Source organism: Plantactinospora alkalitolerans (assembly GCF_015690345.1).
GTDB classification, from domain to species: Bacteria; Actinomycetota; Actinomycetes; order Mycobacteriales; family Micromonosporaceae; genus Plantactinospora; species Plantactinospora alkalitolerans.
In genome coordinates, this window is the sequence record NZ_JADPUN010000019.1 from 12,557 (window position 1) to 39,505 (window position 26,949).

Here is a 26,949-nt window from a genome sequence, read left to right on the forward strand (position 1 = left end):
AGACAAGGTCGAGAAAACCGTTAAGGACACAGGCCATGACTTCTGACACCCCCGGCGGCGACCGCTCTGGCGGCCTGCTCTCGCGGCTGCGCCGCGCGCGGTCGACGCCGCGCGGCAAGACCCGCCGGCGACTGGGCGCCGCGGTCCGGCTGCTGGCCGCACTGATCCTGGCCGGTGGCGCCTACACCGTTTTCGCGCCTGGTCTGCAGGCGCAGGACACCCCGAAGCTCACCACGGCCGCGCAGGAGGGCAAGTCCCTCTTCGACACGAGTTGTGTGTCCTGCCACGGCCGGAACGCACAGGGCGTCGAGGGGCGTGGCCCGAGCCTGATCGGCGTCGGCGCCGCCTCGGTGGAGTTCCAGGTGGGCACCGGCCGGATGCCGCTGGCCCGGCAGGAGGCCCAGGCCGAGGCGAAGCCCCCGGTCTTCAGTGACGACCAGACCACCCAACTCTCCCAGTACGTGCAGGAACTGGGCGGCGGCCCGCAGGTTCCGCCGGGCGAGAACCTGCACTCCGGCGGGAGCATCGACGAGGGCGGCCGGCTGTTCCGGATCAACTGCTCCTCCTGCCACTCCTTCGGCGGCGGCGGCGGCGCGCTCTCGTCCGGCAAGTACGCCCCGGACATCAAGTCGGCGAGCGACCGGCAGATCTACGCCGCGATGCTCACCGGCCCGCAGAACATGCCGGTGTTCGGCGACAACCAGCTACGGCCCGAGCAGAAGGCCGACATCATCGCGTACGTCCAGCAGACGTTGGCCGAGGACCGCGACCCGGGCGGACTGAACCTGGGCCGACTCGGTCCGGCCACCGAGGGTATCGCCATCTTCCTGGTCGGCATGGTCGCGCTGATCTTCGCCGCGCTGTGGATTGCGGGGAAGTCATGAGCACCCGGACGGACGGACACGCGCACGGCGCGACGGGCGACGCGATCGACGTCAACGACCCGCAGGTGTCCCGCTTCGACATCGTCCGCGAGGGCGCCCGGCGCGACGACATCGAGATCGTCCACTACGAGGCGCAGTTCCCGGTGCCGGGTACCAAGGCCGAGCGTCGGCTGACCCGGACCCTCACCGGCATCTTCCTTCTCGTCGGCCTCTTCGCGACAGCGTTCGTGGTCGCGTACATCTGGTGGCCGTGGGAGTACAAGCCCGGCAGCGGCGCCGGCAAGCTCTACACCCCGGTGCTCGGCCTGACCCTCGGCCTGGCGCTGCTCGGCATCGGCTTCGGCATCCTCGCCTGGGGCAAGAAGCTGCTGCCGAAGGAGGTGTCGATCCAGGACCGGCACATCGAGCCCGCCAGCGACGAAGAGCGCAAGATCACTGGTAACACGCTGCTCTACATGGCCGACGAGCTGGGAGTACGGCGTCGCCCGCTGCTCGGCATCTCACTGCTGGCCGGGCTGGCCCCGGTGGGCGCGGTCGCCGCCGCCCCACTGATCGGTGGCCTGATCGAGCAGCCGCACAAGAACAACCAGTACTTCACCACCGGCTGGCACCCGAAGGACGGCAAGCTGATCCACCTGACCCACCACGACGGCACCCCGGTACGCCCGGAGGACGTCAGCCCCGGTGGTCAGATCACCGTCTTCCCCGGTATCGAGGGCGGTGCCACCAACGAGCACGCGGACTCCCCCGTTCTGCTGATCCACCTGCGGGAGGGTGACGCGAGCGAGGCTCGGGCGGCGAACCAGCGAGAAGGCAAGCCCGAGTCGATGTGGAACAACTACATCGCGTTCTCGAAGATCTGCACGCACGCCGGCTGCCCCGCCAGCCTCTACGAGCAGCAGACGAACCGGCTGCTCTGCCCCTGCCACCAGTCCCAGTTCCTGATCACCGACAACGCCCGCCCGATCTTCGGACCCGCGAGTCGCCGGCTTCCCCAGCTGCCGCTGGACATCGAAGAGGGCTTCTTCGTGGCAAAGTCCGACTTCACCGAGACCGTCGGGCCCGACTTCTGGGAGCGGCCATGAAGCGTCGAAGGTTCGACCTGGCGGCGGTGCCAGGCAAGGCGGCCCGGGAGGTCGACGACCGGCTGCAGGTGAACACCCCGCTGCGGTCCCTGCTCAACAAGGTCTTCCCGGACCACTGGTCGTTCCTGCTGGGCGAGATCGCACTCTTCTCGTTCATCGTGCTCCTGCTGACCGGCGTGTACCTGACGCTCTTCTTCGAGCCGTCGCTCCGCGAGGTCACCTACGACGGCAGCTTCGCCCCGCTGCGCAACACGCACATGTCGGCTGCGTACGAGTCCTCGCTGAACATCTCGTTCGATATCCGCGGTGGCCTGGTGATGCGGCAGATGCACCACTGGGCGGCGCTGCTGTTCATGGCGTCGATCATCGTGCACATGATGCGGATCTTCTTCACCGGAGCGTTCCGCAAGCCGCGCGAGCTGAACTGGATGATCGGCTACCTGCTGTTCTGGGTGGGCTTCCTGGCCGGCTTCACCGGGTACTCGCTCCCGGACGACGGGCTGTCCGGCACCGGCCTGCGGATCGCCTCCGCGATCATGCTCTCCATCCCGGTGGTCGGCACCTGGGTCACCACGGCCATCTTCGCCGGCGAGTTCCCGGGTCACATCATCATCAGCCGGTTCTTCATCGCGCACGTGCTGCTGATCCCGGGCCTGCTCGTCGCCCTGATCACCGTGCACCTCGGTCTGGTCTTCAAGCAGAAGCACACCCAGTGGCCCGGCCCCGGCCGGACCAACTCGAACGTGGTCGGCGAGCGGATGTTCCCTCGCTACGCGCTCAAGCAGGGCGGCTTCTTCATGATCGTCTTCGGGGTGATCGCGCTGCTCGGCGGGCTCGTCCAGATCAACCCGATCTGGTTGTTCGGGCCGTACGAGGCTGGCGTGGTCTCGGCGGCCAGCCAGCCCGACTGGTACGTCATGTTCCTCGACGGCTCGACCCGGCTGATGCCGCCCTGGGAAATCAACATCCCGATCGGCAGCGGCTACGTCATCCCGCCGCTGTTCTGGCCCACGGTGGTGCTGCCCGGCATCCTGACCATGGTGCCGCTGTTCTATCCGTTCATCGAGGCCCGCCTGAACCGGGACCGGGAGCTGCACAACCTGCTCCAGCGCCCGCGGGACGTCCCCGGCCGTACGGCCCTGGGCGCGATGGCGGTGTCGTTCTGGCTGGTACTGACGCTCTCCGGCGCCAACGACGTGATCGCGGACAAGTTCTTCATCAGCTTGAACGCGATGACCTGGGCGGGCCGGATCGGACTGATCGTCGTACCGCCGCTGGCGTACTACTTCACCTACCGGATCTGCCTGGGGCTCCAGCAGCACGACCGGGAGGTGCTGGCACACGGCGTCGAGACCGGCATCATCCGGCGGCTGCCGGACGGCCGGTTCGTCGAGGTGCACCAGCCGCTCGGCCAGACCGACGAGCACGGTCACGGCGAACTGGAGTACGTCGGCTGGGTGGTACCCAAGAAGATGAACCGGCTCGGTGCGCTGGGTCCGGCCATCAAGGGCTTCTTCTACCCGATCGAGAAGCCGGTCGAGGCGCCGGTCTCGCCCGGTCATCCGCCGGTCGAGCCGCGCGCCGAGCGCGAGGAGATCGGCAGCGGCGGAAGCCGGTAGCCCGCAGAACAACCACGACCGTGGCGCCCACCGGAACTCTCCGGTGGGCGCCACGGTCGTTTCCGGCCGGGTCACCGGGCCCCGGTCGGCGGCATTCAGCGCTGCGCGAAGGCGAGCGTGGCGCCGAGTCCCGCGAACGAGCCGGCGAAGATCCGACGGAGCCAGTTCATCACCCGGGGCCGGCCGATCACGTGGTCGCGTACGGCGGCGGCGAAGATGCCGTACCCGGCGAAGACGACGAAGGTGACCAGCATGAAGACGCCGCTCAACCCGAGCATCCGCAGCACCGAACCCGGCTGGCCGGCGTCGACGAACTGCGGCAGGAAGGCGAGGAAGAAGATGGTCAACTTGGGGTTGAGCAGGTTGACCAGGATCCCGGAGCCGACGACCCTGATTGCCGAGCGCGGTGCCCGCTCCGCTGCCACGGCGACGTCGCCCCGGTCCCGCAGGGTGGCCCACGCCAGGTAGAGCAGGTACGCCACGCCGAGGTACTTCAGGGCCTGGAACGCCACCGCGCTCGTGTGCAGCAGGGTCGCGAGCCCGGTGATCGTCGCCGCCATGTGCGGAACGATGCCCAGGGTGCAGCCGAGGGCGGCGACCAGGCTCGCTCTGGTCCCCCGGGTGAGGGCGGCCGACAGGGTGTAGATGACGCCGGTGCCCGGCGTGGCCACCACGACGAGCGTGGTCACCAGGAACGCGATGCTCACAGTCCTCCTCCGGTACGGATCGGTTCGTCCCGAGGCTTCCCCTCGGTCGGACCTCACTCTGCCGACACAATGGTCCGATGAGTAGGGCCATACCTGACTCGGATGACCGGTCCATAACCTCCGGGTCCGACTTTCTGCAACTGGACATCGGCGCCGCGCCGGCCGGACGCCGCGCCGAGTGGCTCGCCGACCAGCTCCGGCGGGCGATAGCGGACGGTCGTCTGCCGCTGGGTGGCAGACTGCCGGCCACCCGGGTCTTCGCCGACGAGCTGGGCGTGTCCCGGGGTCTGGTCACCGAGGCCTATCAGCGCCTGGTCGAGGACGGCCACGTCGTCGGACGCGGTCGGGCCGGTACGGTCGTGGTCGCCGCCCCTGCCCCGGCACCGGCCGGACCCGGGGTTCCGCCTCCACCGGACACCGCCTCCGCCGACCCGACGGCGTTGTTCGGTGCCCCACCCGGCAACGACGTCTTCGACGCGCTCCGCGCGACGCCGGCCCGGATCGACCTGTCTCCCGGGGTGCCGGACCTCGCCGCGTTCCCCCGAGCCGCGTGGCTGCGCGCCGAACGGACCGTGCTCGACAACCTCGCCCCCGCCGACCTCGGGTACGGCGACCCGCGCGGCACACCGGCCCTCCGCCTCGCCGCCGCCGCCTGGCTGGCCCGGTACCGGGGCATCAGGGTGGACCCGGCGGAGGTCATCATCGTCGCCGGGGTCGCGCAGGGAATCGGACTGCTCGCCCAGGTACTTCGCAACGAGGGGATCACCGCGATGGCGGTGGAGGACCCGGGATCACTCGGTACCCGGCAACACCTGCGGAACTGGGGACTCGACACCCCGCCGATCCCGGTTGGTCCGACGGGACTCCGGATCGACGCGCTGGCCACCAGCGGTCTCCCCGCGGTCATGCTCACCCCGGCACACCAGTTCCCGACCGGCGTGGTGCTCGGCGGCGAGCCCCGACGCCGGCTGATGCGATGGGCCGAGGCGGGTGGGCTGATCGTCGAGGACGACTACGACGCCGAACACCGGTACGACCGCTCCCCCGTGCCCGCTCTGCGCGCCGTACTGGCCGAACGGGTCTGCTACACCGGAAGCGTCTCGAAACTGCTCGCTCCGGCGCTGCGGGTCGGTTGGCTGCTCGCACCGGCGGGATACCGGGACGCCCTGGTGGCCGCGAAACGGAACGCCGATCTCGGCAACGCCGCGCTGCCCCAGCTTGTGCTGGCCGAGTTGATGACCTCGGGCGCGCTGGAGCGCCACCTGCGGCTGCTGCGGCGACGCCACGTGCGCCGCCGCGACACCATGATCAGGGCCGTCCGGACCCATCTTCCCGGTGCGGCGGTCCACGGCGCGGCCGCGGGCCTGCACCTCATGGTCACCTTCGGCGGGGACGTCGTCGACGTCGACCTCGCGGCGGCCTGCCTCGCCGAAGGGGTGAAGGTGCAGCCGCTGTCCTGGCACTGTCAGCGCCCGTACCGGCCGGGGCTCGTCCTGGGCTATGCCGCCAACCCGTCCAACGAGATCGAGGACGGCGTCGCGGCGCTGGGCCGGGCGCTACGCCACACGGCGGGAACGAGAACGACCCGCCGGCCCGGGTAGGGGCGACGGGTCGTTCCGACGGTGCTGCGCGGACGACGGTGCGGCGCGGACGACTATGCCGCGGACGACGGTGCCGCGGACGACGGTGCCGCGGACGACGGTGCCGCGGACGACGGTGCCGCGAACTCAGTGCTCGGCGGTGCGCCGGGTTCCGCTGTAGTACTCGAAGAGCAGGCCACAGGCGCCGCCGAGCACCGCGATCAGGCCGGTGGCGATCAGCCACCACTGCCAGAACACCAGGCCCAGGCCGGCGATCGTGGCGGCCAGGGCCAGCCCGAACGGCCAGTAGCTACCCGGGCTGAAGAAGCCGATCTCGCCCGCGCCGTCGGCGATCTCGCCGTCCGGCCGGTCCTCCGGGCGCGGGTCGATCCGCCGCGAGACGAACCAGAAGAAGCCGCCGCACATCGAGGTGAGCAGGAAGGACAGCGCCAACGCGACGGTGCCGATCCACTCGACCCGACCGGTTTCGAAGTGCGTCCAGAGCCCGTAGACGATCCCGGCGATGGCCAGGAAGAGGGACACGATGCCGAACAGCCGCCACTCAGACTTCATCTTCGGCTCCTCAGCTTCCCGCGCTCGCGTTACCGAAGTTGTTGACGTCCCGCCGGGTGTCGAACGGCTTGGTCGTCTGTGCCAGTGGTGACTCGCCGATCGAGACCAGCGCGTCCTGGGTCGACTGACCCGCCTGCTTGGCGGCGATGAACCGGTCGTACTCCTCCGGCGAGACCACCCGCAGCTCGAAGTTCATCATCGAGTGGTACGTGCCGCACAGCTCGGCACAGCGGCCGACGTACGCCCCCTCGGTGTGCAGGCTGCTGACCTGGAAGACGTTGCGTACGTTGCCGGGGAAGACGTCCCGCTTGAACAGCAGCTCCGGTACCCAGAACGAGTGGATGACGTCCCGGCTGGTCTCCTCGAAGAGGACGCTGCGCCCGGTCGGCAGCACCAGGATCGGGATCACCTCGGTGGTGCCCAGCGTGGAGGCGACGGTCTCGGCGCCCGGCTGGCCGTTGGGAGCGGAGCGGTAGTTGAACTGCCAGTTCCACTTGAAGGCGACGACCTCGACCGTCACGTCCGGGTCCTCGGAGACCTTGTTCACCCCGGTCTGCACGATCGCCGTGTAGTAGAACAGCACGGCCACGACCAGGATCGGCGCGATGGTGTAGAGGAACTCCATCGGGATGTTGAACCGGGTCTGCACCGGCAGCGTCTCACCCCGCTTGCGGTACCGGATCACGCACCAGAAGATCAGGCCCCAGACGAAGACGCCGACCGCGAGGGCCGCGATGGTCGAGGCGATCCAGAGGTCGTACATGCGGTGGGACTCCGGGCTGATTCCGCCCTGCGGCCAGCCGAATCCGTCGAACGTCTGGCCGACGTTGCAGCCGCTCAGCAGGGCGAGCAGCGCGGCGCCGCCGACTCCGAGCCCGGCCAGCCGGCCCACCGACGGGCGACCACCGCGCCGTCGGGCATCTCGGGGACTGCCCTGCCGTACGACCGACGGCCGTACCTCCGAACCCCTTGCGACCACCTGGTCCTGCCTCCCTAGCGCGCCGCCGTGTCAGGTTTGTCGACACCGGCGGCAAAGGCGTCACCGACGGTCGCAGATTACTCGACCTGCGTCGGCTGGACGGCCTTGGGGTCCGCGTCCCCACTCTCCCGGGGGATCTTGTGCGATCCCGCTGCGCGCTACGGTTTGCTGGTGAACGAGCCTCCGGCGTACTTCGACGCGGCCTCCGCCGCACCATTGCACCCGGTGGCCCGACAGGCGATGCTGGCGGCGCTGGAGGACGGCTGGGCCGATCCAGGCAAGCTGTACACGCAGGCCCGTCGGGCCCACCAACTCCTCGACGCGGCGCGGGCCGCCACCGCCGAGGTTCTCCGGGTACGTCCCGACGAGCTCTCCTTCACCCCCGGCGGTACGGCCGCCGCGCACGCCGCGGTGCTGGGTGGCCTGGTCGGACGGCGTCGGGTCGGCGGCACCCTGGTGCACTCGGCGATCGAGCATTCCGCGGTACTGCACGCGGCGGAACGGCACGTGGCCGGCGGCGGTTCCGCCACGTCCGTCCCGGTGGCCCGTTCCGGGCGGCTCGACCTCGACGCCTGGTCGACCGCGGTGGCCGCGCCCGGGGTGGCACTGGCGGCACTGATCACTGCCAGTCACGAGGTTGGCACCGTCCAACCGGTGGCCGAGGCGGCCGAGGCGTGCGCGACGGCCGGTGTACCGCTCTACGTCGACGCCGCCCAGTCGGTGGGTCGGATTCCGGTGCCCGCCGGCTGGGCGGTGCTGTCCGCCAGCGCACACAAGTGGGGTGGGCCGCCCGGCGTCGGACTCCTGGTGGTGCGCAAGGGCACCCGGTGGGAGTCGCCGTATCCGGCGGACGAGCGGGAGGCGGGCCGTACGCCGGGAGTACCGAACCTGCCGGCGATCGTGGCGGCGGCGGCCGCGCTGCGGATGGCCGATGCCGAGGCGACCGCCGAGGCGGGGCGGCTGAGTCCCCTCGTCGACCGGATCCGGGCCACCGTGTCGGCGACGGTGCCCGACGTGGAGGTGGTCGGCGACCCGGTCGACCGGCTCCCCCACCTGGTCACCTTCTCCTGCCTGTACGTCGACGGCGAGGCGCTGCTGCACGCGCTGGACCGGCGCGGTTTCGCCGTCTCCTCCGGCTCGTCCTGCACCTCCTCCACGCTGCGCCCGTCACACGTGCTGGAGGCGATGGGCGTGCTGTCGCACGGCAACGTGCGCATCTCACTGCACCGGGGCAGCACGGCGGCCGAGGTGGACCGTTTCCTCGGCGAACTGCCGGAGATCGTCGCCGACCTGCGGGCCGAGGCCGGGGTGGTCGGCCTCTGAGCCTCGTCCGGAAAAAATATTGACAGCTACTTCCGTTTGGCAGCTACTCTCAGATTAAGAGTTGCTGCCGAATAGATTGGTGCTGTCATGAAGACGACGGAAACCCGGAAGTGGTGGGCGCTCGGCGCTCTCGCGGCCAGCGGACTGGTGATCGGCCTGGACGTCACCGTCCTCAACGTGGCGCTACCCAGCCTCGCCACCGAGTTGCCGGCGACGACCAGCGAGCTGCAGTGGATCGCGAACTCGTACAACCTGGTCTTCGCCGCGATGCTGCTGCCCGCCGGCCTGCTCGGCGACCGGTTCGGACGGAAGAGCCTGCTGCTCGCCGCCCTTGCCCTGTTCGCAACGGCCTCGCTGGCCTGTGCCTACGCCTCGTCCGCCGAATGGCTGATCGGCGCCCGCGCGCTGCTCGGCCTGGGCGCCGCGTTCGTGGTGCCGCTCTGCATGGCCGTCCTGCCGGTGCTGTTCACCCCGCAGGAGCGGGGACGGGCGATCGGGTTGTGGGTGACCGCCAACGCCGTCGGCCTCCCGCTCGGCCCGATCATCGGCGGCTGGTTGCTCGACCACTACTGGTGGGGATCGGTCTTTCTGATCAACATCCCGGTCATCGCGGTGGCCCTGGCGGCAGTCCTGCTGCTGGTGCCCCAGTCCCGCAGCAGCCAGCGCCGACGGCTCGACCTGGTCGGAATGCTCGTCTCCGGGGTGGCGCTGGCCAGCCTGACCTGGGGCGCCATCGCACTCGGCGAGCGGGGCATCGGCGGCACCCCGGCGGCGGCCATCGGCGTCGGGCTGGCCATGCTGGCCCTCTTCGTGGCCTGGGAGCGCCAGGTAGGCCGGCGCCCCGCCATCCGTCCCCTGGTCGACCTCGGCCTGTTCCGGTCGGCCAGCTTCGCCTGGGCGACCGTGCTGGCCACCCTGGTGACCTTCGCGTTGCTGGGTGCCCTGTTCGCACTCCCCCAGTACTTCCAGGCGGTGCTCGACGCCGACGCGCTCGGCACCGGCCTGCGGCTGCTTCCGTTGATCGGCGGCGTGCTGCTCGGCGCCCGGCTCGGCGCCCGGCTGGCACCCCGGCTGGGTGCCAAGGCGCCGGTCGCCACCGGGTTCCTGGTACTGGCCGCCGGCCTGTTCGCCGGTACCGCGACCGGGGCCGGAACGGGATACGGCTTCGTCGCCGGCTGGCTCACCGCCGTCGGTCTGGGAATGGGGCTCGTCCTGCCCATCGCCACGGACGTCGCCCTCGGCACCCTCTCCGCGGAGGGCAGCGGCGCCGGCTCCGCGCTCATCCAGGCGCTGCGCCAGGTCGGCGGCACGATCGGGGTGGCGATTCTGGGCAGCGTGCTCAACTCCGTCTACCGCGACCGCCTGGACCTGTCCGGGCTGCCCGCACCGGCTGCGGACGCGGTCCGGGACAGCGCCCCGGCCGGCGTACTGGTCGCCCGCCAACTGGACGCGCCGGAGCTGCTGGAGATGGTTCGGCGGGCCTTCGTCGACGCGATGGACGCGATGCTGTGGGTGTGCGGCGGGGTCGCGCTACTCGGTGCCGTACTCGCCGTTGCCTTCCTCCCCCGGCAAACCGAGCCGGCCACCGCCGCGCCGGTTGGCCGCCCGGGGCCGAAAGCCGGAGAATCGGGGCAGGTTACCGTCGGCTGAACAGGAGTACGCGAGGTGCCGGGTCTACGCGAACGCAACAAGGCCAGAACGAGGGCGGAGATCCGGCGTCAGGCCATGCGCCTCTTCCGGGACCAGGGGTACGCGTCGACCACCGTGGAGCAGATCGCGGCGGCGGCCGAAGTGTCACAGAGCACCTTCTTCCGCTACTTCCCCAGCAAGGAGGACGTGGTGCTCCGGGACGAGCTGGACCCACTGGTCTTCGACGCCTTCGTCGCCGCACCGCCCGAGCTGACTCCGATCCAGGCGTTCCGAGCGGCCGTCCGCGCCGTCGTCCAGGGACTCTCCGCGGAGCAGCAGGCCGAGGAGTGGGAGCGGCATCGGCTCACCCAGTCCGTGCCGGAGCTGCGGGCCCGCAACCTGGACGCGCTGACCCAGGGCATGGGCCTGTTCACCCAGGCGGTGGCGCAGCGGGTGGGCCGCCGGCCGGACGACGTCGCGGTCCGGGCGTTCGTCGGTGCGCTGGTCGGAGTCGGGCTCGCCGTGCTGCTGGACGAGGATCCGGGCCCCACCGGCTACCTCGAGCTGTTCGACGCGGGACTCGCCCAGCTCGAGGCGGGCCTTCCGCTGTGAGGCGACCGACCCGCGGGTCCGCGACGCCTGCCCCCGCGCACTTCCCGGCCGGAACCACCACCGGATCGGCGGCACACCGATGAACCCTCCGGAGATCGTCGTCGACTGCCTCGGCCAGCGCTGCCCGTTGCCGGTCATCGCGGCGGCCCGGCGACTGGTCGAACTGCCGGTCGGCGGGGTGCTCCGGGTGCTCGCCGACGATCCGGCCGCGGCGATCGACATCCCGGCCTGGTGCCGGATGCGGGGGCAGGAACTGGTCGGGACCTCGACCGTGGACGGCTCCCCCGCGTTCGACATCCGCCGCGCCCACTGAACCGGCGGGCTCGTCAGCTCGGCCGGGTCGGGAGTTCGCCCGTACCCGGCCGGGCTGAACCAGCTGCCGCTATCCCTGCTGCAGGTGCGGCCGGACGTCCTCGGCCGCCTGGTCGCCGTACGACTCGGCGAGGCGCTTGACGAAGAGGTCGCCCCGGACCTCGTACTCCTGCGGGCCGACGGTCTCCAGCACCAGTGTGGCGAGCAACGAGCCGACCTGGGCCGACCGCTCCAGGCTGAGCCCCCAGGAGAGTCCGGCGAAGAAGCCGGCCCGGAACCCGTCGCCGACACCGGTCGGGTCGGCTGCCTGCATCTCCCGGGCGATCGGCACCTGGAACGTCTCGATGTCCCGGCCGGCGATCTCCACGCCGTGCTTGCCCAGGGTGGTCACCCGGATCTTGACCCGCTCCAGCAGTTGGGCGTCGGTCAGCCCGGCCTTGCTCTGCAACAGCGACTTCTCGTAGTCGTTGGTCAACAGGTAGTCGGCGCCGTCGATCAGCCCCAGCACGTCGCTGCCCTCCATCCGGGCGAGCTGCTGTGACGGGTCGGCGGCGAAGGCGTACCCCCGCTGCCGGCACTCGGCGGAGTGCCGCTGCATCGCGGCCGGGTCGTTGGCGCTGACCAGGACGAGATCGAGGCCACCGATCCGCTCGGCGACCGGAGCGAGTTCGATGTTCCGGGCCTCGCTCATCGCACCGGCGTAGAACGAGGCGATCTGGCACATCTCGGTGTCGGTGGTGCAGACGAACCGCGCGGTGTGGGCCACCTCGCTGACGTGCAGGGAGGCGCAGTCGACGCCGTGCCGCTCCAACCAGGACCGGTAGTCGGCGAAGTCGGGGCCGACGGCGCCGAGCAGCACCGGGCTCAGGCCGAGCTGGGCCATCCCGAAAGCGATGTTGGCCGCCACGCCGCCACGCCGGAGCACGAGCTCGTCGACGAGGAAGGAGAGCGAGACCTTGTGCAACTGGTCGGCGATGAACTGATCGGCGAACCGGCCCGGGAAGTGCATCAGGTGGTCGGTGGCGATCGAGCCGGTAACGGCGATCTTCATGTCGGCCCTCGGGATCGGAAGATTGGACTACAGCCGGGTCAGCCTACCGGTACGCTCCCCACCCCGCCCCCGATCGATCGGGTACCGGCCACCTGAGTGTCACCCCGACCTCGTACCCCGGCAACCCCGGACCGGTACGCCGAACGGGCCGCTCCCGGCGGGGCGTTGCGACGGACTCTCCGGACGTCGCAGCGCCCACGCGGGGCGACCCGCTCAGGCAATCAGTATGCAGAAGGCAATCGGGACCTTTCGCCCGAATTCGGACGAAACACCCGATCGGTGGAACAGCCCGCCGATCAGTGGAACGAGTCGCCACACGCACACGAGTTCTGCGCGTTCGGGTTGTCGATGGTGAAGCCCTGGGCGTCGATCCGGTCGGCGAAGTCGATGGTGGCGCCGGCCAGGTAGGGGGCGCTCATCCGGTCGACGACCACACCCACCCCGCCGAAGTCGGTGACGACGTCACCGTCGAGGGAGCGCTCGTCGAAGAACAGCTGGTAACGCAGGCCCGAGCAGCCACCCGGCTGCACCGCGACCCGCAGTCGGAGGTCGTCGCGGCCCTCCTGCTCGATCAGAGCCTTCACCTTCTCCGCCGCGACGTCGGTCAGCGAGATGGTGCTCGGGGCGGTTGCCGCGGTCGACTCGGTCTGCTCGGTCTGCGCTGGCGTTGTCACGTGAAAGTCTCCCCTGCGCGGGTGCGATGTTTATCCGTACTGACCAACGCTAGCCGGCTGGCCAGAGATTCCCAATGCTGTTCGATCTGATTGTAGGTCGGTGCGGCGCAGGTCACCCGGTGACGGCGGACGAAGCCGGACGGAGAATCTCCGCCAGCACCGATCGCTGGGTCGGCCGAGCCTCCGCGTGCCGCTGGCGGCCGGCGTCGGTGAGCGCGACGAAGACCCCCCGCCGGTCCTGCTCACACAGTGCCCGGCAGACCAGCCCGTGCCGCTCCAGTCGGGCCACCGCCCGGCTGAGCGCGCTCTGACTGAGGTGCACCACCTCGGCCAGCTCCTGCATGCGCAGTTTGGTCTCTCGCGCCCCGGCCAGCCGGTCGACCACCTCGAACTCGCTCATCCCGATCCCGTGCCGGTCGTGCAGCTCACGCTCGAGCGCACACGACGTCGCCGCGTAACGGTTGGCCAGCTCACGCCACTCGGCGGCCAGGGCCTGGTCCTCGGACACGAAGCAGATGTTACCAGATGCACGGGAAAAACTTGCACGGACATTAGTTGCTTGCGCATTAGATGCATGCGCACGTAAGTTCGCTGGCATGACTTCTTCGGCTCCACCGGGTACCACCCCGCTGACCAGCGCGTCCGCCCCCGTCCTGCCGGGTGGGAGCACGGACGGCGCACCGGCCGGCGGCCCCCGGATGACCGCCCGGCTCTGGGGGGCGCTGATCGTGCTCTGTGGCGCGCTGTTCCTGGACGGCCTCGACGTCTCGATGGTCGGGGTGGCGCTCCCCTCGATCCAGGCGGACCTCGGGCTGTCCAACTCGGCACTGCAGTGGATCGTCAGCGGCTACGTCCTCGGCTACGGCGGACTGCTCCTCCTCGGCGGGCGGACCGCCGACCTGCTCGGCCGGCGCCAGGTCTTCCTCTGGGCGATCGCCGTGTTCGGCGTCGCGTCACTGGTCGGCGGCCTCGTCGACGATCCGTCACTGTTGATCGCCACCCGCTTCGCCAAGGGCGTCGCGGCGGCCTTCACCGCCCCCGCCGGCCTCTCCATCATCACCACGACCTTCCACGAGGGCCCCGCCCGCAACCGCGCCCTGAGCTTCTACACCGCCTGCGGCGCGAGCGGATTCTCGCTGGGACTGGTCTTCGGCGGCGTGCTGACCGAGGCCGGCTGGCGCTGGACCTTCCTGCTGCCCGCCCCGATCGCACTGCTCGTCCTCTTCGCCGGCAGCCGGCTCATCCCGGCCGACCGCACCCCACGCCGGGCCGGCGGCTACGACCTGGGGGGTGCCGCCACCGCCACCGCCGCGCTACTGCTCCTGGTGTACGCGGTGGTATCGGCACCCACGGCCGGTTGGCTCTCCGTCCGTACCGTCGGCTCCTTCGCCCTGGTGGCGGCACTGCTCGCGGCGTTCGTCCAGATCGAGCGCCGGGTGGCCCATCCCCTCGTCCGGCTCGGCATCCTCGGCAACCGGAACCTGGTCGGCGCCAACCTGGCGGCGCTGGCGGTGACCGGCTCGTACGTCGGATTCCAGTTCATCGGCACCCTCTACACCCAGATCGTGCTCGGCTGGTCCCCGCTGGACATGGCGCTCGCGTTCCTGCCCGGCGGCCTGATCGTGGCGTTCGGCGGCCCCCGGGTCGGCAACCTCGTCAACCGGTTCGGCACCGGTCGGGTGGTGATGGCCGGATTCGCCGCCTTCCTCGCCGCGTACCTGCTGTTCCTCCGGATCGACGGCGAACCGCGCTACCTGGGCGTGATCCTGCCCACCATGCTGCTGGTCGGTACCGGCTTCGCCCTCGCCTTCCCGGCGCTCAACATCCAGGCCACCGCCGGGGTCGCGGACGAGGAACAGGGCCTGGCCTCGGGGTTAGTACAGACCTCGTTCCAGGTGGGTGGCGCGATCGTGCTGGCCGGCGTCACCGCGGTTCTGGCCACCGACCGGCCCACGCCGGGCCACGTGCCGGACTCGTTCTATCCGGCGGTGGGCCTGGTCAGCGGGGTGGCCCTGCTCGGCCTGCTCGTCGCGGCGGTAACCGGCAGCCGCGCCCGCGGTCGGCACCGCGGCCCGATCCACTCCGGCTGAGCCGGAACCCGGCCGCCGTGCCCGCCGGCCGCAGCGATCAGCGGCTCCACTGACCGGCCAACCGCGCCGCCAGGGCCCGCAGTCCCTCCGCCGGGCGGCTCATCGCCCGCTCGGTCCCACCGTGCGGTTCGCCGCCGAAGTGGTCGACCAGGCTGTGCGTCTCGGTCACGCCGGCCGCCGCCGACTCGCGGCGGCCGGCGCTGACCCGGCCGGCCAGCACCACGCAGGGCAACCCCCGGTCCCGGGCCGCACCCGCCACCCCGGCGACCACCTTGCCGCGCAGCGACTGGTGGTCGAACGAGCCCTCCCCGGTGATCACCAGATCCGCCTCGTCGAACGCGGTGTCCAGCCCGGTCAGCCGGGTAACCAGTTCGATGCCCGACTCACACCGGCCGCCGAGCGCCAGGACGGCCGCACCGAGCCCACCGGCCGCGCCCGCCCCCGGCAACCCGGCCAGGCCGGCGGGACAGCCCGGCAGGTCCCGCTCCAGCACCTCGGCGAAGCGGGTCACCGCGTCGTCGAGCAGGAGCACGTCGGACCGGGACGCCCCCTTCTGCGGCCCGAACACGTTCGACGCGCCGGTCAGCCCGGTCAGCGGGTTGTCCACGTCCGTCGCCGCCACCAGCTCCATCCCGCGCAACTGGGGCAGACCCGTCAGCGCGGCGACCCCGGACAGCGCGGCTCCGCCGTACGGCAGGGCCATTCCGGTCGAGTCCACCGGCACGGCGTTCAGCGCGGCCAGCAGTCCCGCCCCGGCGTCGTTCACGGCCGAACCGCCCAGCCCGATCACGGCACGCCGGGCCCCGCTCTCCGCCGCCATCGCGACCAGCGCCCCGAGGCCGTACGAGGTGGTCAGCTTCGGGTCCCGCTCGTCCGGGGCCAACAGGTGCAGCCCGCACGCCTGCGCGCTCTCGACGTACGCCGTGACGCCGTCGGCGGCCAGCAGGATCTCGCCGTCGACCGGTCGGCCCAGCGGGTCGACGGTCGGCACCGGCACCCGGCGACCGGCGACGGCGGTGGCGAGCACCTCGACGAACCCCGGTCCGCCGTCGGAGAGCGGCCGGAGCACCAGCTCGTCGTCCGGCGCGGTCTCCCGCCACCCCTCGCGCACCGCGTTGGCCACCTCGGCGGCCGACAGGGTGCCGGCGAACTTGTCCGGACAGATCAGGATCCGCATGGACGGCAAGTGTGGCAGGCCACATCCGCGCGGCCGGAAAGCGGTCCCCGCTGTGCAAGCATGGTGGACGTGACTTCGACGTGGCTTGAGCCGTCCAGCACCGCGACCGCCCTGCTGCTGCTCGGCCGGGGCACAGACCCGGCCAGCGAGCGCGGGGTGGACTGTCCCGGCGAGCTTCCGCCGCCCAGTGACCCGAATCTCGTCGCCCGCGCGACGGCGGCAAAGGCGAAGCTGGGCCAGCGGGTGTTCGTGCTCGGCCACCACTACCAACGCGACGAGGTCATCCAGTTCGCCGACGTGACCGGCGACTCGTTCAAACTGGCCCGGGAGGCCGCCGCCCGGCCGGACGCGGAGTACATCGTCTTCTGCGGCGTGCACTTCATGGCGGAGAGCGCGGACATCCTCACCACCGAGGCGCAGCGGGTGGTCCTGCCCGACCTGGCCGCCGGCTGCTCGATGGCGGACATGGCCGCGCTGCCCCAGGTCGAGTCCGCCTGGGAGACGCTGGCCGAACTGGGCGTCGCCGGCTCGACGGTCCCGGTGACCTACATGAACTCCTCGGCCGACATCAAGGGCTTCGTCGGACGGAACGGCGGTGTGGTCTGCACCTCGTCCAACGCCGAGCGGGCCCTGCAGTGGGCGTTCGAACGCGGCCAGCGGGTGCTCTTCCTGCCCGACCAGCACCTGGGCCGGAACACGGCGGTACTGAAGATGGGCCTGGACGCCGACGACTGCGTGCTCTACGACCCGCACAAGCCGGGCGGCGGGCTGACCGCGAAACAGTTGCGGGAAGCCAAGATGATCCTGTGGCGGGGACACTGCTCGGTGCACGGCCGGTTCACCCTCAGCAGCGTGCAGGAGGTCCGGATGCGGGTGCCCGGGGTGAACGTCCTGGTCCACCCCGAGTGCCGCTACGACGTGGTGACCGCCGCCGACCAGGTCGGCTCGACGGAGTACATCATCTCGACCGTCGAGGCGGCGCCGGCCGGCTCGGCCTGGGCGATCGGTACCGAGTTGAACCTGGTCCGCCGGCTCGCCAACGCCCATCCGGACAAGCAGATCATGTTCCTGGACCGGGCCGTCTGCTACTGCTCGACGATGAACCGGATCGACCTGCCGCACCTGGTCTGGGCGCTGGAGGAACTCGTCGCCGGCCGGGTACCGAACCAGATCACCGTGGATCCGGACACCGCGCACCACGCCCGGGTGGCCCTGGACCAGATGCTCGCGCTCCCGTGACCGACCGCAATCACGGAAAGTAGCGAGTAGGGCACGGATTCCTGTCCTCGTCCCCGTTTCGTGCCATCCGTTGCACTGTGACCGCTCTTTTTTCGTAACGGAGCGCTATGCTGCCGGGGGCCGTGACAGAGCCGTGCCGTGACATTTGAAGATGCCGCGACGATCCGGCCGTGGCACGGACAGCGGCAGTGTGGACCGGATGGTTCACCCTCGCGGACAGCATCGACGTAGAGCAGCACCGACCCGCTGGAGGTTGCGTTGACCGACGACGTCCTGGTCGTACACGGAGGTACGCCCCTTTCCGGGCAGATCCGGGTGCGCGGCGCCAAGAATCTCGTCTCCAAGGCGATGGTCGCCACCCTGCTCGGTGACGAACCCAGCCGACTCTTCGACGTACCGCGGATCCGCGACGTCGAAGTGGTCCGCGGCCTGCTCGAACTGCACGGCGTGAAGGTCAGCGACGGCGTCGAGGACGGGGAACTGGTCTTCGACCCCGCCAACGTCGAGAGCGCGAGCACCGACGAGATCAACGTGCACGCCGGATCGAGCCGGATCCCGATCCTGTTCTGCGGTCCGCTGCTGCACCGGCTCGGCCACGCGTTCATCCCGGACCTGGGCGGCTGCCACATCGGGCCCCGGCCGATCGACTTCCACATCCAGGCCCTGCGGCAGTTCGGCGCGGTCGTCGACAAGACGCCCGAGGGCATGCACCTCACCGCGCCGACCGGGCTGCACGGGACCAAGTTCGAGCTGCCGTACCCGAGCGTGGGCGCCACCGAGCAGGTGCTGCTGACCGCGGTGCTCGCCGAGGGCGTCACCGAACTGCGCAACGCGGCCGTCGAGCCGGAGATCATCGACCTGATCTGCATCCTGCAGAAGATGGGCGCGATCATCAAGGTGCACACCGACCGGGTGATCGAGGTGCAGGGCGTGGCGCGGCTGAGCGGCTACACGCACCGGCCGATCCCGGACCGGATCGAGGCCGCGAGCTGGGCCGCCGCCGCACTCGCCACCCGGGGACGGGTCGAGGTGCTGGGTGCCGAGCAGGCCGACATGATGACCTTCCTGAACGTCTTCCGGTCGGTCGGCGGGGCGTACGAGGTCACCGACACCCGGCCGCCCCGGGTGGGCAGCCCCGGTCAGGAGGGCGGCATCCGGTTCTGGCACCCGGGCGGTGAACTCCGGGCGGTGGCCCTGGAGACCGACGTACACCCCGGCTTCATGACCGACTGGCAGCAGCCACTGGTGGTCGCGCTCACCCAGGCCCGGGGCCTGTCGATCGTCCACGAGACCGTCTACGAGCAGCGGCTGGGCTACACCGAGGCGCTGAACAAGATGGGCGCCACCATCCAGGTCTACCGGGACTGCCTGGGCGGTACGCCCTGCCGGTTCGGCCGGCGCAACTTCAAGCACTCGGCCGTGATCGCCGGTCCGGCCAAGCTGCACGCCGCCGACCTGGTCATCCCCGACCTGCGGGCCGGGTTCAGCCACCTGATCGCCGCGCTGGCCGCCGAGGGCACCTCGCGGGTCTACGGCGTCGACCTGATCAACCGTGGGTACGAGGACTTCGAGGGCAAGTTGTCCGCCCTGGGCGCCCACGTCGAACGCCCGTAACCCGTCCTGCGCGACCCGCACGGTTCATCCGGTACGAAACCTCCGACCGGGTCACCACCTGGCCCGACGGTACCTGCCGCGCCTGCCCCGTACCGCGAGGTGCGGGGCGGGCCGACGGTTGGCTACCCTTCATCCGTGCCGTCGCTGTTTCGTCGCAAGTCCGCCGACCTCGTCGAGGATGCCGTCTCCCAGGTGTCCCCCGAGGAGTCCTCGTCCGCCCGCCCCCGGGGCTACACCCCGAGCAAGAAGGAACTGGGCCGGGAAACCCCGAAACGGCCGAGCGCCGGACGCCGCCCGGCGGCCGACACCAAGCCGCTGAACAAGCAGGAGGCGCGGGAGCGGCGCCGGGCCATGCGGGCCGAGTCCGCCGCCGAGTTCCGGCGTGAGGGCGGCCCCCGGGACCGCGCCCCGGAGCGGGGACTCGCCCGCGACGTGGTCGACTCCCGGCGTACGGTCGGCACCTGGTTCTTCGGTGGGGCCCTGGTCGTCCTGATCGGCTCGGCGGGCACCATGCCCGACCCGGTGCGGTTCGCCTCCAACCTGCTCTGGGGCCTGCTGGCCATCGCCCTGGTGATCGACTCCGTGCTGATCTCCCGGCGGATCAAGAAGCTGGTCCGGCAGCGGTTCCCCAAGACCGACCAGCGGATGGGTTCGCTCTACATCTACGCGATCATGCGCGCGATCACCTTCCGCCGCATGCGCGCCCCCACCCCCCGGGTAGCCCTCGGCGACTCCATCTGAGGTGTAAGGAAGGGCCCCTTCTTATCGCTTTCCGTAGAAGAAGGGCCCCCTCCTAACACCCCTGTGCTCACGGGACGCCGAGCAGTCGCAGGAGGGCCGCCGTCGCGGCCGCGGCCACCACGACCGCGATGAACGGGGCCCGGCGCCAGGCCAGCACGGCGCCGACCAGTACACCGCTCGGGCGGGCGAATCCGGCGAACGCCCCGGCCTCGGTCAGCGCGGCGGTCACGGCCAGCGCCGCGAGCAGCGCCGCCGCGGCCATCGGTAGCAGCCGGTTCACCCCGTCGGGAAGCGCCAGCCGGTCCCGCAGCACCACTCCGGAGAGCCGGAAGGCGTACGTGCCGACGGCCAGGGTCAGGATCACCGCGATCAGCACGGCCGCTCCCGGTGGCGGCGGGGCGGCAGGAGCACCGCGATCAGCACGGCCGCTCCCGGTGGCGGCGGGGCAGCAGGAGTACGGCGAGGCCGCTGAGCGCGAGCAGGACCGGCAGGCCGGCCGGCAGCAGGGGTGTGACGAGTACCGCCACCGCCGCGCCGACCAGCGCCACCCGACGGGTCTGCGGCTCCCGTAGGGCGGGTAGCAGCAGGGCCAGCAGGCCGGCGGGGAAGGCCGCGTCCAACCCCAGCCGGAGAGGGTCGCCGACCCGGCTGGCCAGCAGCACCCCGGCCAGGGTGCCCAGGTTCCAGGCCAGGAAGAGGACGGTGCCGGCCAGCCAGAAGGCTCGGCGCCGGCCGGCCGGGTCCGGTTGGGCCAGCGCGAACGCGGTGGCCTCGTCGGTCATCAGGTGACTGCCGAGCAGGCGGTCGCGCCACCGCCGCCCCAGCACGTCGCCGAGGGCGAGTCCGAACGGCAGGTGTCGGGCGTTGAGCAACAGTCCGGCGAAGACCGCCGCGACCGGACTGCCGGCCGCGATCAACCCGACGGCCATGAACTGGGCGCCGCCGGCGTACAGCAGAGCGGACATCGCGATGGTCGCCACGACGGGCAGGCCGGCGGCCACGGCGACGGCGCCGAAGGAGGCGCCGATCGCGACTATCGCCACGCCGATCGCCCCGACGTCACGCAGCAACGCGGGCGTGGAGGCGGGTGTCGCCGTTCGTCCTGCCGTACGCATGGTTCAAAATGATGAACGCAGTGCGCCTGTTCGTCAAGCCGAACGGATGGACCGATGGACCGAACGACATCCCGCGCGGACAACTCGCCCGTACCTGCCATCGCCGCCGCGCTGCGCCGGGAGCGGGAGCGGGCCGGAATCTCCCTCGCCGAGTTGGCCCGCAGGGCCGGGATCGCCAAGTCGACCCTGTCCCAACTGGAGGCCGGCAGCGGAAACCCGAGCGTGGAAACCGTCTGGGCCCTGGGCGTCGCGCTCGGCGTACCGTTCAGCCGGCTGGTGGAACAGCCGCCACCCGCCGTACGCGTGATCAGGGCCGGGGACGGCCCCCGGTTGCGCTCACAGCAGGCCGAGTTCACCGGCACGCTGCTCGCCGCCGGTGCGGCGCACGTTCGCCGCGACATCTATCTGATCGAATTGGAGCCGGGCGCGGTACGCGACGCGGAGCCGCACATCCCCGGCAGCGTCGAGCACGTGGTGGTGGCCGCCGGTCGGCTCCGTACCGGGCCGTCCACCGACCCCGTCGAACTCGGCCCCGGCGACTACGTCACCTTCCCCGGCGACGTTCCGCACGGCTACAAGGCACTCACTCCCGGCACCTTCCTCGTGCTGGTCATGGAACACCCCTGAGCGGCCGACCTTCGGGTCCCGAATCAGGACCCCGAACCAGTACGGCGAACCCGGTCAGCCGGGCTCGACCGGGGCAGGTGCCCGGTAGAGACGGGTGACGACGTCCTCGATGTCCGGCTCCACGATGGCGATGTCCCGCAACGCCACCAGCTGGGCCAACCCGGCCACCACCGTCGAAGCGGTCGCGGACTCGCAGGCGAAGACCAGGCGCCGCCCGTCGGCCTCGGTACGCAGCAGTGGCGCACCGGCCAGCACCGGCGTCTCGGCCAACGGCTCGTCCAGGTCGGCCACCACCAGGCGCCGCGACCCGTAGCGGGTGTGCAACGCCTCGATCGAGCCATCGTGCACCACTCCGCCGTGGTCGATCACCACCAGCCGCCGGCACAGCCGCTCGATGTCGGCGAGGTCGTGGGTGGTGAGCAGCAACGTGGTGTCGCCCGCCCGGCCGAGTTCGGCGAGGAAGGACCGAACCGCCTGCCTGCTCACCACGTCCAGCCCGATCGTCGGTTCGTCGAGGAAGAGCACCTCCGGCCGGTGCAGCAACGCGGCGGTCAGTTCGCCGCGCATCCGCTGGCCGAGCGAGAGTTGTCGTACCGGGACGTCGAGGAAGCCGTCGAGGTCGAGCAGCGTCCGGCACCGCCGCAACCGGGCGGCATGCTCGGCGCCGGGCACCCGGTAGATGTGTCGAAGCAGGTCGAACGAATCCCGGAGCGGCAGATCCCACCAGAGCTGTGAACGCTGCCCGAAGACCACCCCGATCCGCAGCGCCAGCCGGGTGCGTTGGGGCACCGGTGTGAACCCGCAGACCCGCACCTCGCCGGCCGACGGGGTGAGCACGCCGGTGAGCATCTTCAGGGTGGTGGACTTGCCGGCGCCGTTGGGCCCGATGTAGCCGACCATCTCGCCCCGGTGCACGGTCAGGTCGATCCCGTCGACGGCGGTCACCACCCGCTTCGTCCGGCGGAACCGGCCCGCCCGGACCCGTACCACGAACTCCTTGCGCAGACCGCGGACCTCGATCACCGGCTCGTCCGGCCCGGTCCCGGTCATGAGCCGGTGCTCCGGTAGTGCCGGACCCCGACCCGCCAGGCCGTCGCGGCACCGGCCGCCGCCAGCAGCGCGACGCCCGGGGCGAGCCAGCCCACCCAGGCCGGCAGGCCGAGCGGGTCGGCGCGGCCGAGCAACGCCAGCGCCGGATAATAGGCCACGAAACCGAACCCCAGACCGTACGCGAAAACCGCTCGAAACCAGCCACTATAGACAGTCATCGGGTACGTGGTGAAGTCCCGCCCACCGTAGGTGAAGGCGGAACCCACCTCGCCGGAGTCGATCCACCAGAACGACAGCGTGGCGGTGGCCACGAAGATCGACCCGAAGAACACCACCCCGGCCAACGGCGCCAGCACGGCCAGCGCGACCCGGCCCGGAGTCCAGGACACGTCCGCCAGGGCCAACGCGGTGACCAGCACACCGATCCCGAACAGGGACCGGGCCGCCTTGCGCACCGGCAGGTCCATCAGCAGCAGCTGGGGAAGCGCGCCGAGCGGGCGGACCAGCACCGCGTCCAGCAACCCGGTCCGGACGTATTGGCGGACCCGTTCGATGTTGCCCACCGTCAGGTCGGCGGTGGCGAAGGCCGCCGAGGAGAGCCCGACCATCACCATCGCCTCGGTCCGGTCGAAGCCGCCCAGGTCCCGGGTGACCCGGAACAGCACCAGCACGGTGAGCACGTCGAACACGGTGGCGCCGACGTTGCCGACGAGGTCCACCACGAACGACGTCCGGTACGACGCCTGCGACCGGGCCTGTCCGCGCAGCAGCGCCAGGTACGCGGGCACCACTCCGAGCCGGTACGTCCGGTCAGCCACCCTGCACCACCAGCCGACGCTCCGCCCGGCGCTGGACCGTACGGCAGCCCAGCAGGATCAACCCGGCCCAGGCCAGTTGCAGGGCCACCATGCCGGACTGAACCGGCCAGGCGTCCCGTTCGATCACCACGTCCAGCGGCGTCTGGAGAAGGCTCGGAAACGGAGTGGCCACCCAGAGCGGCACCAGGATCCAGTCCGGGAGGAACCGCAGCGGGAAGTAGAGCCCGGCCAGCACCCCGGAGCCGAGGGTCCACAGGATCATCGGACCCCGGACGTCCTGCAACCAGTACCCCGTGGCGTTGACCAGGTAGCGACAGCCGAAGCAGATCACCACCGCCAGGGCGACGGAGAGCACGAACAGTGGCACCGTCGGCCACCGGTCCGGCAACTTGAAGTCGAAGAACAGCAGCCCGGTCAGTACCGGCGGCACGAATCTGGTCACCAATGCGTACCCGGCCCGACCCAGGTCGGTGGCGAGGTAGCTGACCACCGGGTGTACCGGCCGGAGCAGGTCGCTGGCCACCTCGCCGGTACGGATCCGCTCCGCCAGGTCGGTCCAACCCCAGAGCAGCACGACGGCGAGCAGTCCTTGTCCTACCCAGACGAACGTGGCCAACTGGGCCGGCGTGTAGCCGGCGACGATGCCGCCGGCACCGCCCGCCACCGCGAGCAACACGTAACAGCGAAGAAAGCCGAACACCGTATTGGTGAAGGCGCCGGCGAGGGTAGCTTGCCGATATGTAGAGTACCGACGAAACCCTGATCCGGCTATGGCAGTAAATGTCCGGAACCACAGGATAATGTTTCGGCTGATCGGTGGTGGCACAGTGGCGGTGACCGAGCCCACGCCGTTACCCTCCTTCCGCGACCCCGCTGCCCCGAGCCGGGTGACTTTACCCGGAACCCCCCGGCTGCCCAGCGAGATTTTTCGACGAGGTGACACCCTGTGAGTGAGCGACGCGAGCCGGCTTCTCCGGCCGCGCCGCGCGCGTATCGCCGCCTCGGTCGCGCCGTCGTCACACGGTACGGAGCGACGGTATGACGGAGCGATACTCCAGTCGGTGGGGCGAGGCCCCCGAGCCGTCCTGGGTGGCCGAACCGACCGCGGAGTGGCAGCCGCAGTTCCCCGGCCAGCGGTATCCCGGGGACATCGGTCATCAGCGGCAGCGGCCACGCCGGCCGACCGGGCGGGCGGCCGTCCCGACCGGCCGTGCCAGCGTGCCCCCACCGAACGCGGAGCCGGGTGCCTCGTCCCCGAACGGACATCCCGGCCAACCTGCCGGATCGCCGACGGCACCCCGCCCCGACGGGCCACCGCCCCGCGACGGCCGCGCCGGGTCGACGGACCGCCGGGAGGGTCGGGCCGAGCCGCGCACACCACTCCCCGGCTCCTGGGACGAGTCGCCGGACTCCTGGGACCAGCCGTCGAACGGGCGCGGCCGGTCGCCCGCCGAGTACCGCACCGGCACACCGACGCCGGTCGCCCGGGACGACCGACGCGGATCGGTGCCGGTAGCTCGCGACGACCGACGGGACGATCCACGGGACAGTCGACGAGACGACCGACGGGACGATCCACGGGACGACCGACGAGACGACCGACGGGACGATCCACGGGACAATCGACGAGACGACCGGCGGGACGATCGACGCGGACCGGTGCCGGTCGCCCGCGACGACCGACGCGACGACCGACGGAGTCCGGCCGGTGCCGAGCCCGGACACCGCGGCGAGCCCGGACACCGCGGCGAGCGCGGCGAACCGGCCGGGGGCCGGGCACCAAAGGAACACGATCCACATCGGTCCGGCATGGACCGGACCCGAGCGGCCGGCTCCGGGCCATCGCCCGAGCGACGGGGACGCTGGCTCACCGGACCGGCGGCGGAAGAGACCCAGCCGCTGCCCGACCGTCGGCCGGCGCCCTCCGAGGGCCGCCCCGGTAGTCGGGACGACCGAGGTCGGGTCGGATCGGGCGGCCGAAGCCAGATCTACTCGCCGGCAGCCTTTGACGGGCCGCCTGGGTCGGACCGTTCCGAGGGCTGGGCCGCACGGTCCGGTGGTCAGCCGCCGCACCCGCCCGGCCGGGAGACACCGCCCAGTCGGACGCCGTCCCGAGCCCGACCGGAACGGTTGGACCGACCGGAGCGGTTGGACCGACCGGAGCGGTTGGACCGACCGGAGCGGTTGGACCGACCGGAGCGACCGGAGTCCGAGCTTCCGCCGCCGTCCGACCGGCGACCCGGTGGGTTGCCGCCCGCACCTGCCTGGCCGGCCCAGCGTGGCCCGGCCCAGGAACCGCCACGCGATAGTCGACGCTTCCCGGATCTCGGAGCCGGTCGACCGCCGATCCGCGACCCGCGCTCCGCGCCGGAACCGACCGGACGCCCGGGTCAGGTACCGCCCGGCGAGCGTCCCGGGTCGATGCCGCCCGGGGCCGACCGGCCGGCCGCCGAACTGGCGCCGGGGTACGGACGACCTGAGCGGATGCCGGCTTCCAATGTCGACCGGCCGCCCGCACGGCCAGCCGAACCCGACGACTTCTCCGTCCGACGGGATCGCGGCGCAGGACGCCCGCCCGCGGCCGGGCCGGCGACTCCGGGTGGACCCGTCGGGCCGACCGCCCAGCCCCGCCATGGAGAGCCTCAGCCACGGCCGGGGGAACTGCCGCAGGTCGCCCGCCACGGAGAGCCTCAGCCACGGCCGGGGGAACTGCCGCAGGTCGCCCGCCACGGGGAGGCCCAGCCACGACCTGTGGAGCCCCCACAGGTGGCGGCCCAGCCGCGCCACGGAGAGCCGCCTCGCGTGGCGGCCCAGCCACAGCCCGGCGAACCGGCACGCGCCGCCGAACAGCCACGGCCGGTCGAACCCGCCCGGAAGATCGAACCGTCACGTCCGATCGAGCCGGTCCGCAAGGTCGAACATTCACGGCCGATCGAGCCTCGGGTGGTCGAACCCACCCGGCCCGTGGAACCGCCCCGTCCGGTCGGGCCCCCTCGTCCGGTCGAGGTGGCACAGTCCGGCCCGGCGGGCTCCCGTACCGAGCCACGGCCGGTCGAACCGCCGAGTTCCACCGAGCCGACCCGTCCGGCCGAACGCCCGCGTGAGGCGGCAGCGGGCTGGTTGACTCCGATATCGCCCCCGGCACCGCCCCCGCCCCCGGCACCGGCTTCGGCTCCTCGACCGTCCCGGCCGCCGGCAGCCGACGAGACCGGCCAGCGTCCTCCGGTGGTCACCCCTCCACCCACCGCAGGTCTGCGGCTGGAGTTCCTGCCCGCCCCGACACCCGCCGCCGGACCGGCAGGCACCACGCCGGCAGGTCCCGACACCGGACCGCCGACAGAGCCTCCCCAGGCCCCGGCGTCCGGGCCGGACACCGTCGCGCCGGTCGAACCGGCCCGGATCCCGGTCGAACCCGCCGGCACCCCGGTCGAACCGTCCGGCCCACCGCCC

The 26,949-nt window shown here is 71.5% G+C and carries 25 protein-coding genes and 1 pseudogene; 14 read left to right on the forward strand and 12 right to left on the reverse strand.

The annotated features are described in order from the left end of the window. The first annotated feature begins 35 nt into the window (after positions 1-35). The 3 genes from qcrC to qcrB are packed head-to-tail and all read left to right on the forward strand — an operon-like array spanning position 36 to position 3,588. Positions 36-884: a cytochrome bc1 complex diheme cytochrome c subunit gene (gene qcrC / locus I0C86_RS00180; protein ID WP_196199084.1), complete on the forward strand. Its 849-nt coding sequence runs from the start codon at positions 36-38 to the stop codon at positions 882-884. Beyond that, positions 881-1,969, forward strand: a complete 1,089-nt coding sequence (gene qcrA, locus I0C86_RS00185; protein ID WP_196199085.1) for a cytochrome bc1 complex Rieske iron-sulfur subunit — start codon at positions 881-883, stop codon at positions 1,967-1,969. The genes qcrC and qcrA overlap by 4 nt, the downstream gene beginning before the upstream one ends. Further along, positions 1,966-3,588 (forward strand): cytochrome bc1 complex cytochrome b subunit, encoded by a 1,623-nt coding sequence (gene qcrB / locus I0C86_RS00190; protein WP_196199086.1) that lies wholly within the window; start codon positions 1,966-1,968, stop codon positions 3,586-3,588. Before qcrA ends, qcrB begins: the two co-directional genes overlap by 4 nt. A gap of 95 nt (positions 3,589-3,683) precedes the next feature. Here the strand turns inward: qcrB and I0C86_RS00195 are convergent, their stop codons facing one another. Then, entirely contained in the window at positions 3,684-4,295 is a 612-nt protein-coding gene (locus tag I0C86_RS00195; protein ID WP_196199087.1) for a LysE family translocator, read from the reverse strand. Between the two features lie 77 nt (positions 4,296-4,372). On the opposite strand from I0C86_RS00195, the gene pdxR reads away from it, so the two are divergent. Further along, the gene (gene pdxR, locus I0C86_RS00200; RefSeq protein WP_196199088.1) at positions 4,373-5,896 is read left to right on the forward strand and encodes a MocR-like pyridoxine biosynthesis transcription factor PdxR; all 1,524 of its coding nucleotides are present in this window, start codon (positions 4,373-4,375) and stop codon (positions 5,894-5,896) included. Positions 5,897-6,022: 126 nt separating this feature from the next. On the opposite strand, the gene I0C86_RS00205 is transcribed toward pdxR, so the two are convergent. Continuing rightward, entirely contained in the window at positions 6,023-6,448 is a 426-nt protein-coding gene (locus tag I0C86_RS00205) for a cytochrome c oxidase subunit 4 (protein WP_196199089.1), read from the reverse strand. A gap of 10 nt (positions 6,449-6,458) precedes the next feature. Further along, positions 6,459-7,427 (reverse strand): aa3-type cytochrome oxidase subunit II, encoded by a 969-nt coding sequence (gene ctaC / locus I0C86_RS00210; protein WP_196199090.1) that lies wholly within the window; start codon positions 7,425-7,427, stop codon positions 6,459-6,461. A gap of 171 nt (positions 7,428-7,598) precedes the next feature. Here ctaC and I0C86_RS00215 point away from each other — a divergent pair, with 171 nt between their 5' ends. The 4 genes from I0C86_RS00215 (at position 7,599) to I0C86_RS00230 (ending at position 11,304) form a co-directional block, all read left to right on the forward strand. Continuing rightward, positions 7,599-8,750, forward strand: coding sequence for a cysteine desulfurase family protein (locus tag I0C86_RS00215; protein WP_196199091.1), 1,152 nt, complete (start codon positions 7,599-7,601; stop codon positions 8,748-8,750). Between the two features lie 87 nt (positions 8,751-8,837). After that, positions 8,838-10,400, forward strand: a complete 1,563-nt coding sequence (locus tag I0C86_RS00220) for an MFS transporter (RefSeq protein WP_196199092.1) — start codon at positions 8,838-8,840, stop codon at positions 10,398-10,400. A gap of 15 nt (positions 10,401-10,415) precedes the next feature. Beyond that, positions 10,416-10,991 carry an acyl-CoA-like ligand-binding transcription factor gene (locus I0C86_RS00225; RefSeq protein ID WP_323373385.1) on the forward strand — a complete coding sequence of 192 codons (576 nt, stop codon included), beginning with the start codon at positions 10,416-10,418 and terminating at the stop codon, positions 10,989-10,991. A 79-nt stretch (positions 10,992-11,070) separates the two neighbouring features. After that, complete coding sequence (locus tag I0C86_RS00230; RefSeq protein WP_196199093.1) at positions 11,071-11,304, forward strand: sulfurtransferase TusA family protein; 234 nt, start codon at positions 11,071-11,073, stop codon at positions 11,302-11,304. Positions 11,305-11,373: 69 nt separating this feature from the next. Here the strand turns inward: I0C86_RS00230 and I0C86_RS00235 are convergent, their stop codons facing one another. The 3 genes from I0C86_RS00235 to I0C86_RS00245 form a co-directional block, all read right to left on the reverse strand. Next, on the reverse strand, positions 11,374-12,354 hold the full coding sequence (locus I0C86_RS00235) for a carbohydrate kinase family protein (protein ID WP_196199094.1): 981 nt from the start codon (positions 12,352-12,354) through the stop codon (positions 11,374-11,376). Between the two features lie 296 nt (positions 12,355-12,650). After that, positions 12,651-13,028 (reverse strand): iron-sulfur cluster insertion protein ErpA, encoded by a 378-nt coding sequence (gene erpA / locus I0C86_RS00240; RefSeq protein WP_196199095.1) that lies wholly within the window; start codon positions 13,026-13,028, stop codon positions 12,651-12,653. A 112-nt stretch (positions 13,029-13,140) separates the two neighbouring features. After that, positions 13,141-13,536 (reverse strand): MarR family transcriptional regulator, encoded by a 396-nt coding sequence (locus tag I0C86_RS00245; protein WP_323373386.1) that lies wholly within the window; start codon positions 13,534-13,536, stop codon positions 13,141-13,143. An 88-nt stretch (positions 13,537-13,624) separates the two neighbouring features. On the opposite strand from I0C86_RS00245, the gene I0C86_RS00250 reads away from it, so the two are divergent. Next, positions 13,625-15,118 carry an MFS transporter gene (locus I0C86_RS00250; protein ID WP_196199097.1) on the forward strand — a complete coding sequence of 498 codons (1,494 nt, stop codon included), beginning with the start codon at positions 13,625-13,627 and terminating at the stop codon, positions 15,116-15,118. Between the two features lie 37 nt (positions 15,119-15,155). Here the strand turns inward: I0C86_RS00250 and I0C86_RS00255 are convergent, their stop codons facing one another. After that, positions 15,156-16,295 carry a glycerate kinase family protein gene (locus tag I0C86_RS00255; protein WP_196199098.1) on the reverse strand — a complete coding sequence of 380 codons (1,140 nt, stop codon included), beginning with the start codon at positions 16,293-16,295 and terminating at the stop codon, positions 15,156-15,158. A 69-nt stretch (positions 16,296-16,364) separates the two neighbouring features. Here I0C86_RS00255 and nadA point away from each other — a divergent pair, with 69 nt between their 5' ends. From nadA to I0C86_RS00270, 3 genes are all read left to right on the forward strand, one after another. Then, positions 16,365-17,534, forward strand: coding sequence for a quinolinate synthase NadA (gene nadA / locus I0C86_RS00260; protein ID WP_196199099.1), 1,170 nt, complete (start codon positions 16,365-16,367; stop codon positions 17,532-17,534). Positions 17,535-17,792: 258 nt separating this feature from the next. Further along, the gene (murA, locus tag I0C86_RS00265; RefSeq protein WP_196199100.1) at positions 17,793-19,148 is read left to right on the forward strand and encodes a UDP-N-acetylglucosamine 1-carboxyvinyltransferase; all 1,356 of its coding nucleotides are present in this window, start codon (positions 17,793-17,795) and stop codon (positions 19,146-19,148) included. A 135-nt stretch (positions 19,149-19,283) separates the two neighbouring features. Beyond that, the gene (locus tag I0C86_RS00270) at positions 19,284-19,889 is read left to right on the forward strand and encodes a DUF3043 domain-containing protein (protein WP_196199101.1); all 606 of its coding nucleotides are present in this window, start codon (positions 19,284-19,286) and stop codon (positions 19,887-19,889) included. A gap of 67 nt (positions 19,890-19,956) precedes the next feature. Here I0C86_RS00270 and I0C86_RS00275 read toward each other — a convergent pair whose 3' ends face one another. Further along, positions 19,957-20,265 carry an AzlD domain-containing protein gene (locus I0C86_RS00275; protein ID WP_196199102.1) on the reverse strand — a complete coding sequence of 103 codons (309 nt, stop codon included), beginning with the start codon at positions 20,263-20,265 and terminating at the stop codon, positions 19,957-19,959. Positions 20,266-20,305: 40 nt separating this feature from the next. Beyond that, positions 20,306-21,004, reverse strand: coding sequence for an AzlC family ABC transporter permease (locus tag I0C86_RS00280; RefSeq protein WP_196199103.1), 699 nt, complete (start codon positions 21,002-21,004; stop codon positions 20,306-20,308). A gap of 54 nt (positions 21,005-21,058) precedes the next feature. Between I0C86_RS00280 and I0C86_RS00285 the strand changes: the two genes are divergently transcribed. Then, complete coding sequence (locus I0C86_RS00285; protein ID WP_196199104.1) at positions 21,059-21,631, forward strand: helix-turn-helix domain-containing protein; 573 nt, start codon at positions 21,059-21,061, stop codon at positions 21,629-21,631. Positions 21,632-21,685: 54 nt separating this feature from the next. Here I0C86_RS00285 and I0C86_RS00290 read toward each other — a convergent pair whose 3' ends face one another. The 3 genes from I0C86_RS00290 to I0C86_RS00300 are packed head-to-tail and all read right to left on the reverse strand — an operon-like array spanning position 21,686 to position 24,346. Beyond that, complete coding sequence (locus tag I0C86_RS00290) at positions 21,686-22,681, reverse strand: ABC transporter ATP-binding protein (protein WP_196199105.1); 996 nt, start codon at positions 22,679-22,681, stop codon at positions 21,686-21,688. Beyond that, on the reverse strand, positions 22,678-23,499 hold the full coding sequence (locus I0C86_RS00295; protein WP_323373387.1) for an ABC transporter permease: 822 nt from the start codon (positions 23,497-23,499) through the stop codon (positions 22,678-22,680). The genes I0C86_RS00290 and I0C86_RS00295 overlap by 4 nt, the downstream gene beginning before the upstream one ends. After that, the gene (locus tag I0C86_RS00300) at positions 23,492-24,346 is read right to left on the reverse strand and encodes an ABC transporter permease (protein WP_196199106.1); all 855 of its coding nucleotides are present in this window, start codon (positions 24,344-24,346) and stop codon (positions 23,492-23,494) included. Before I0C86_RS00300 ends, I0C86_RS00295 begins: the two co-directional genes overlap by 8 nt. A gap of 2,378 nt (positions 24,347-26,724) precedes the next feature. Between I0C86_RS00300 and I0C86_RS42750 the strand changes: the two are divergent. Beyond that, positions 26,725-26,949: pseudogene (locus I0C86_RS42750) on the forward strand (RDD family protein); the annotation flags it as partial.

Bases quoted from the DNA above. Each gene is read 5' to 3' on its own strand.
- pdxR (WP_196199088.1), top strand. From the start codon at position 4,373: ATGAGTAGGGCCATACCTGACTCGGATGACCGGTCCATAACCTCCGGG.
- I0C86_RS00250 (WP_196199097.1), top strand. From the start codon at position 13,625: ATGACTTCTTCGGCTCCACCGGGTACCACCCCGCTGACCAGCGCGTCC.
- qcrC (WP_196199084.1), top strand. From the start codon at position 36: ATGACTTCTGACACCCCCGGCGGCGACCGCTCTGGCGGCCTGCTCTCG.
- qcrB (WP_196199086.1), top strand. From the start codon at position 1,966: ATGAAGCGTCGAAGGTTCGACCTGGCGGCGGTGCCAGGCAAGGCGGCC.
- I0C86_RS00290 (WP_196199105.1), bottom strand. From the start codon at position 22,681: ATGACCGGGACCGGGCCGGACGAGCCGGTGATCGAGGTCCGCGGTCTG.
- I0C86_RS00230 (WP_196199093.1), top strand. From the start codon at position 11,071: ATGAACCCTCCGGAGATCGTCGTCGACTGCCTCGGCCAGCGCTGCCCG.
- I0C86_RS00235 (WP_196199094.1), bottom strand. From the start codon at position 12,354: ATGAAGATCGCCGTTACCGGCTCGATCGCCACCGACCACCTGATGCAC.
- qcrA (WP_196199085.1), top strand. From the start codon at position 881: ATGAGCACCCGGACGGACGGACACGCGCACGGCGCGACGGGCGACGCG.
- I0C86_RS00255 (WP_196199098.1), bottom strand. From the start codon at position 16,295: ATGCGGATCCTGATCTGTCCGGACAAGTTCGCCGGCACCCTGTCGGCC.
- I0C86_RS00285 (WP_196199104.1), top strand. From the start codon at position 21,059: ATGGACCGAACGACATCCCGCGCGGACAACTCGCCCGTACCTGCCATC.
- I0C86_RS00205 (WP_196199089.1), bottom strand. From the start codon at position 6,448: ATGAAGTCTGAGTGGCGGCTGTTCGGCATCGTGTCCCTCTTCCTGGCC.
- I0C86_RS00220 (WP_196199092.1), top strand. From the start codon at position 8,838: ATGAAGACGACGGAAACCCGGAAGTGGTGGGCGCTCGGCGCTCTCGCG.
- I0C86_RS00280 (WP_196199103.1), bottom strand. From the start codon at position 21,004: ATGCGTACGGCAGGACGAACGGCGACACCCGCCTCCACGCCCGCGTTG.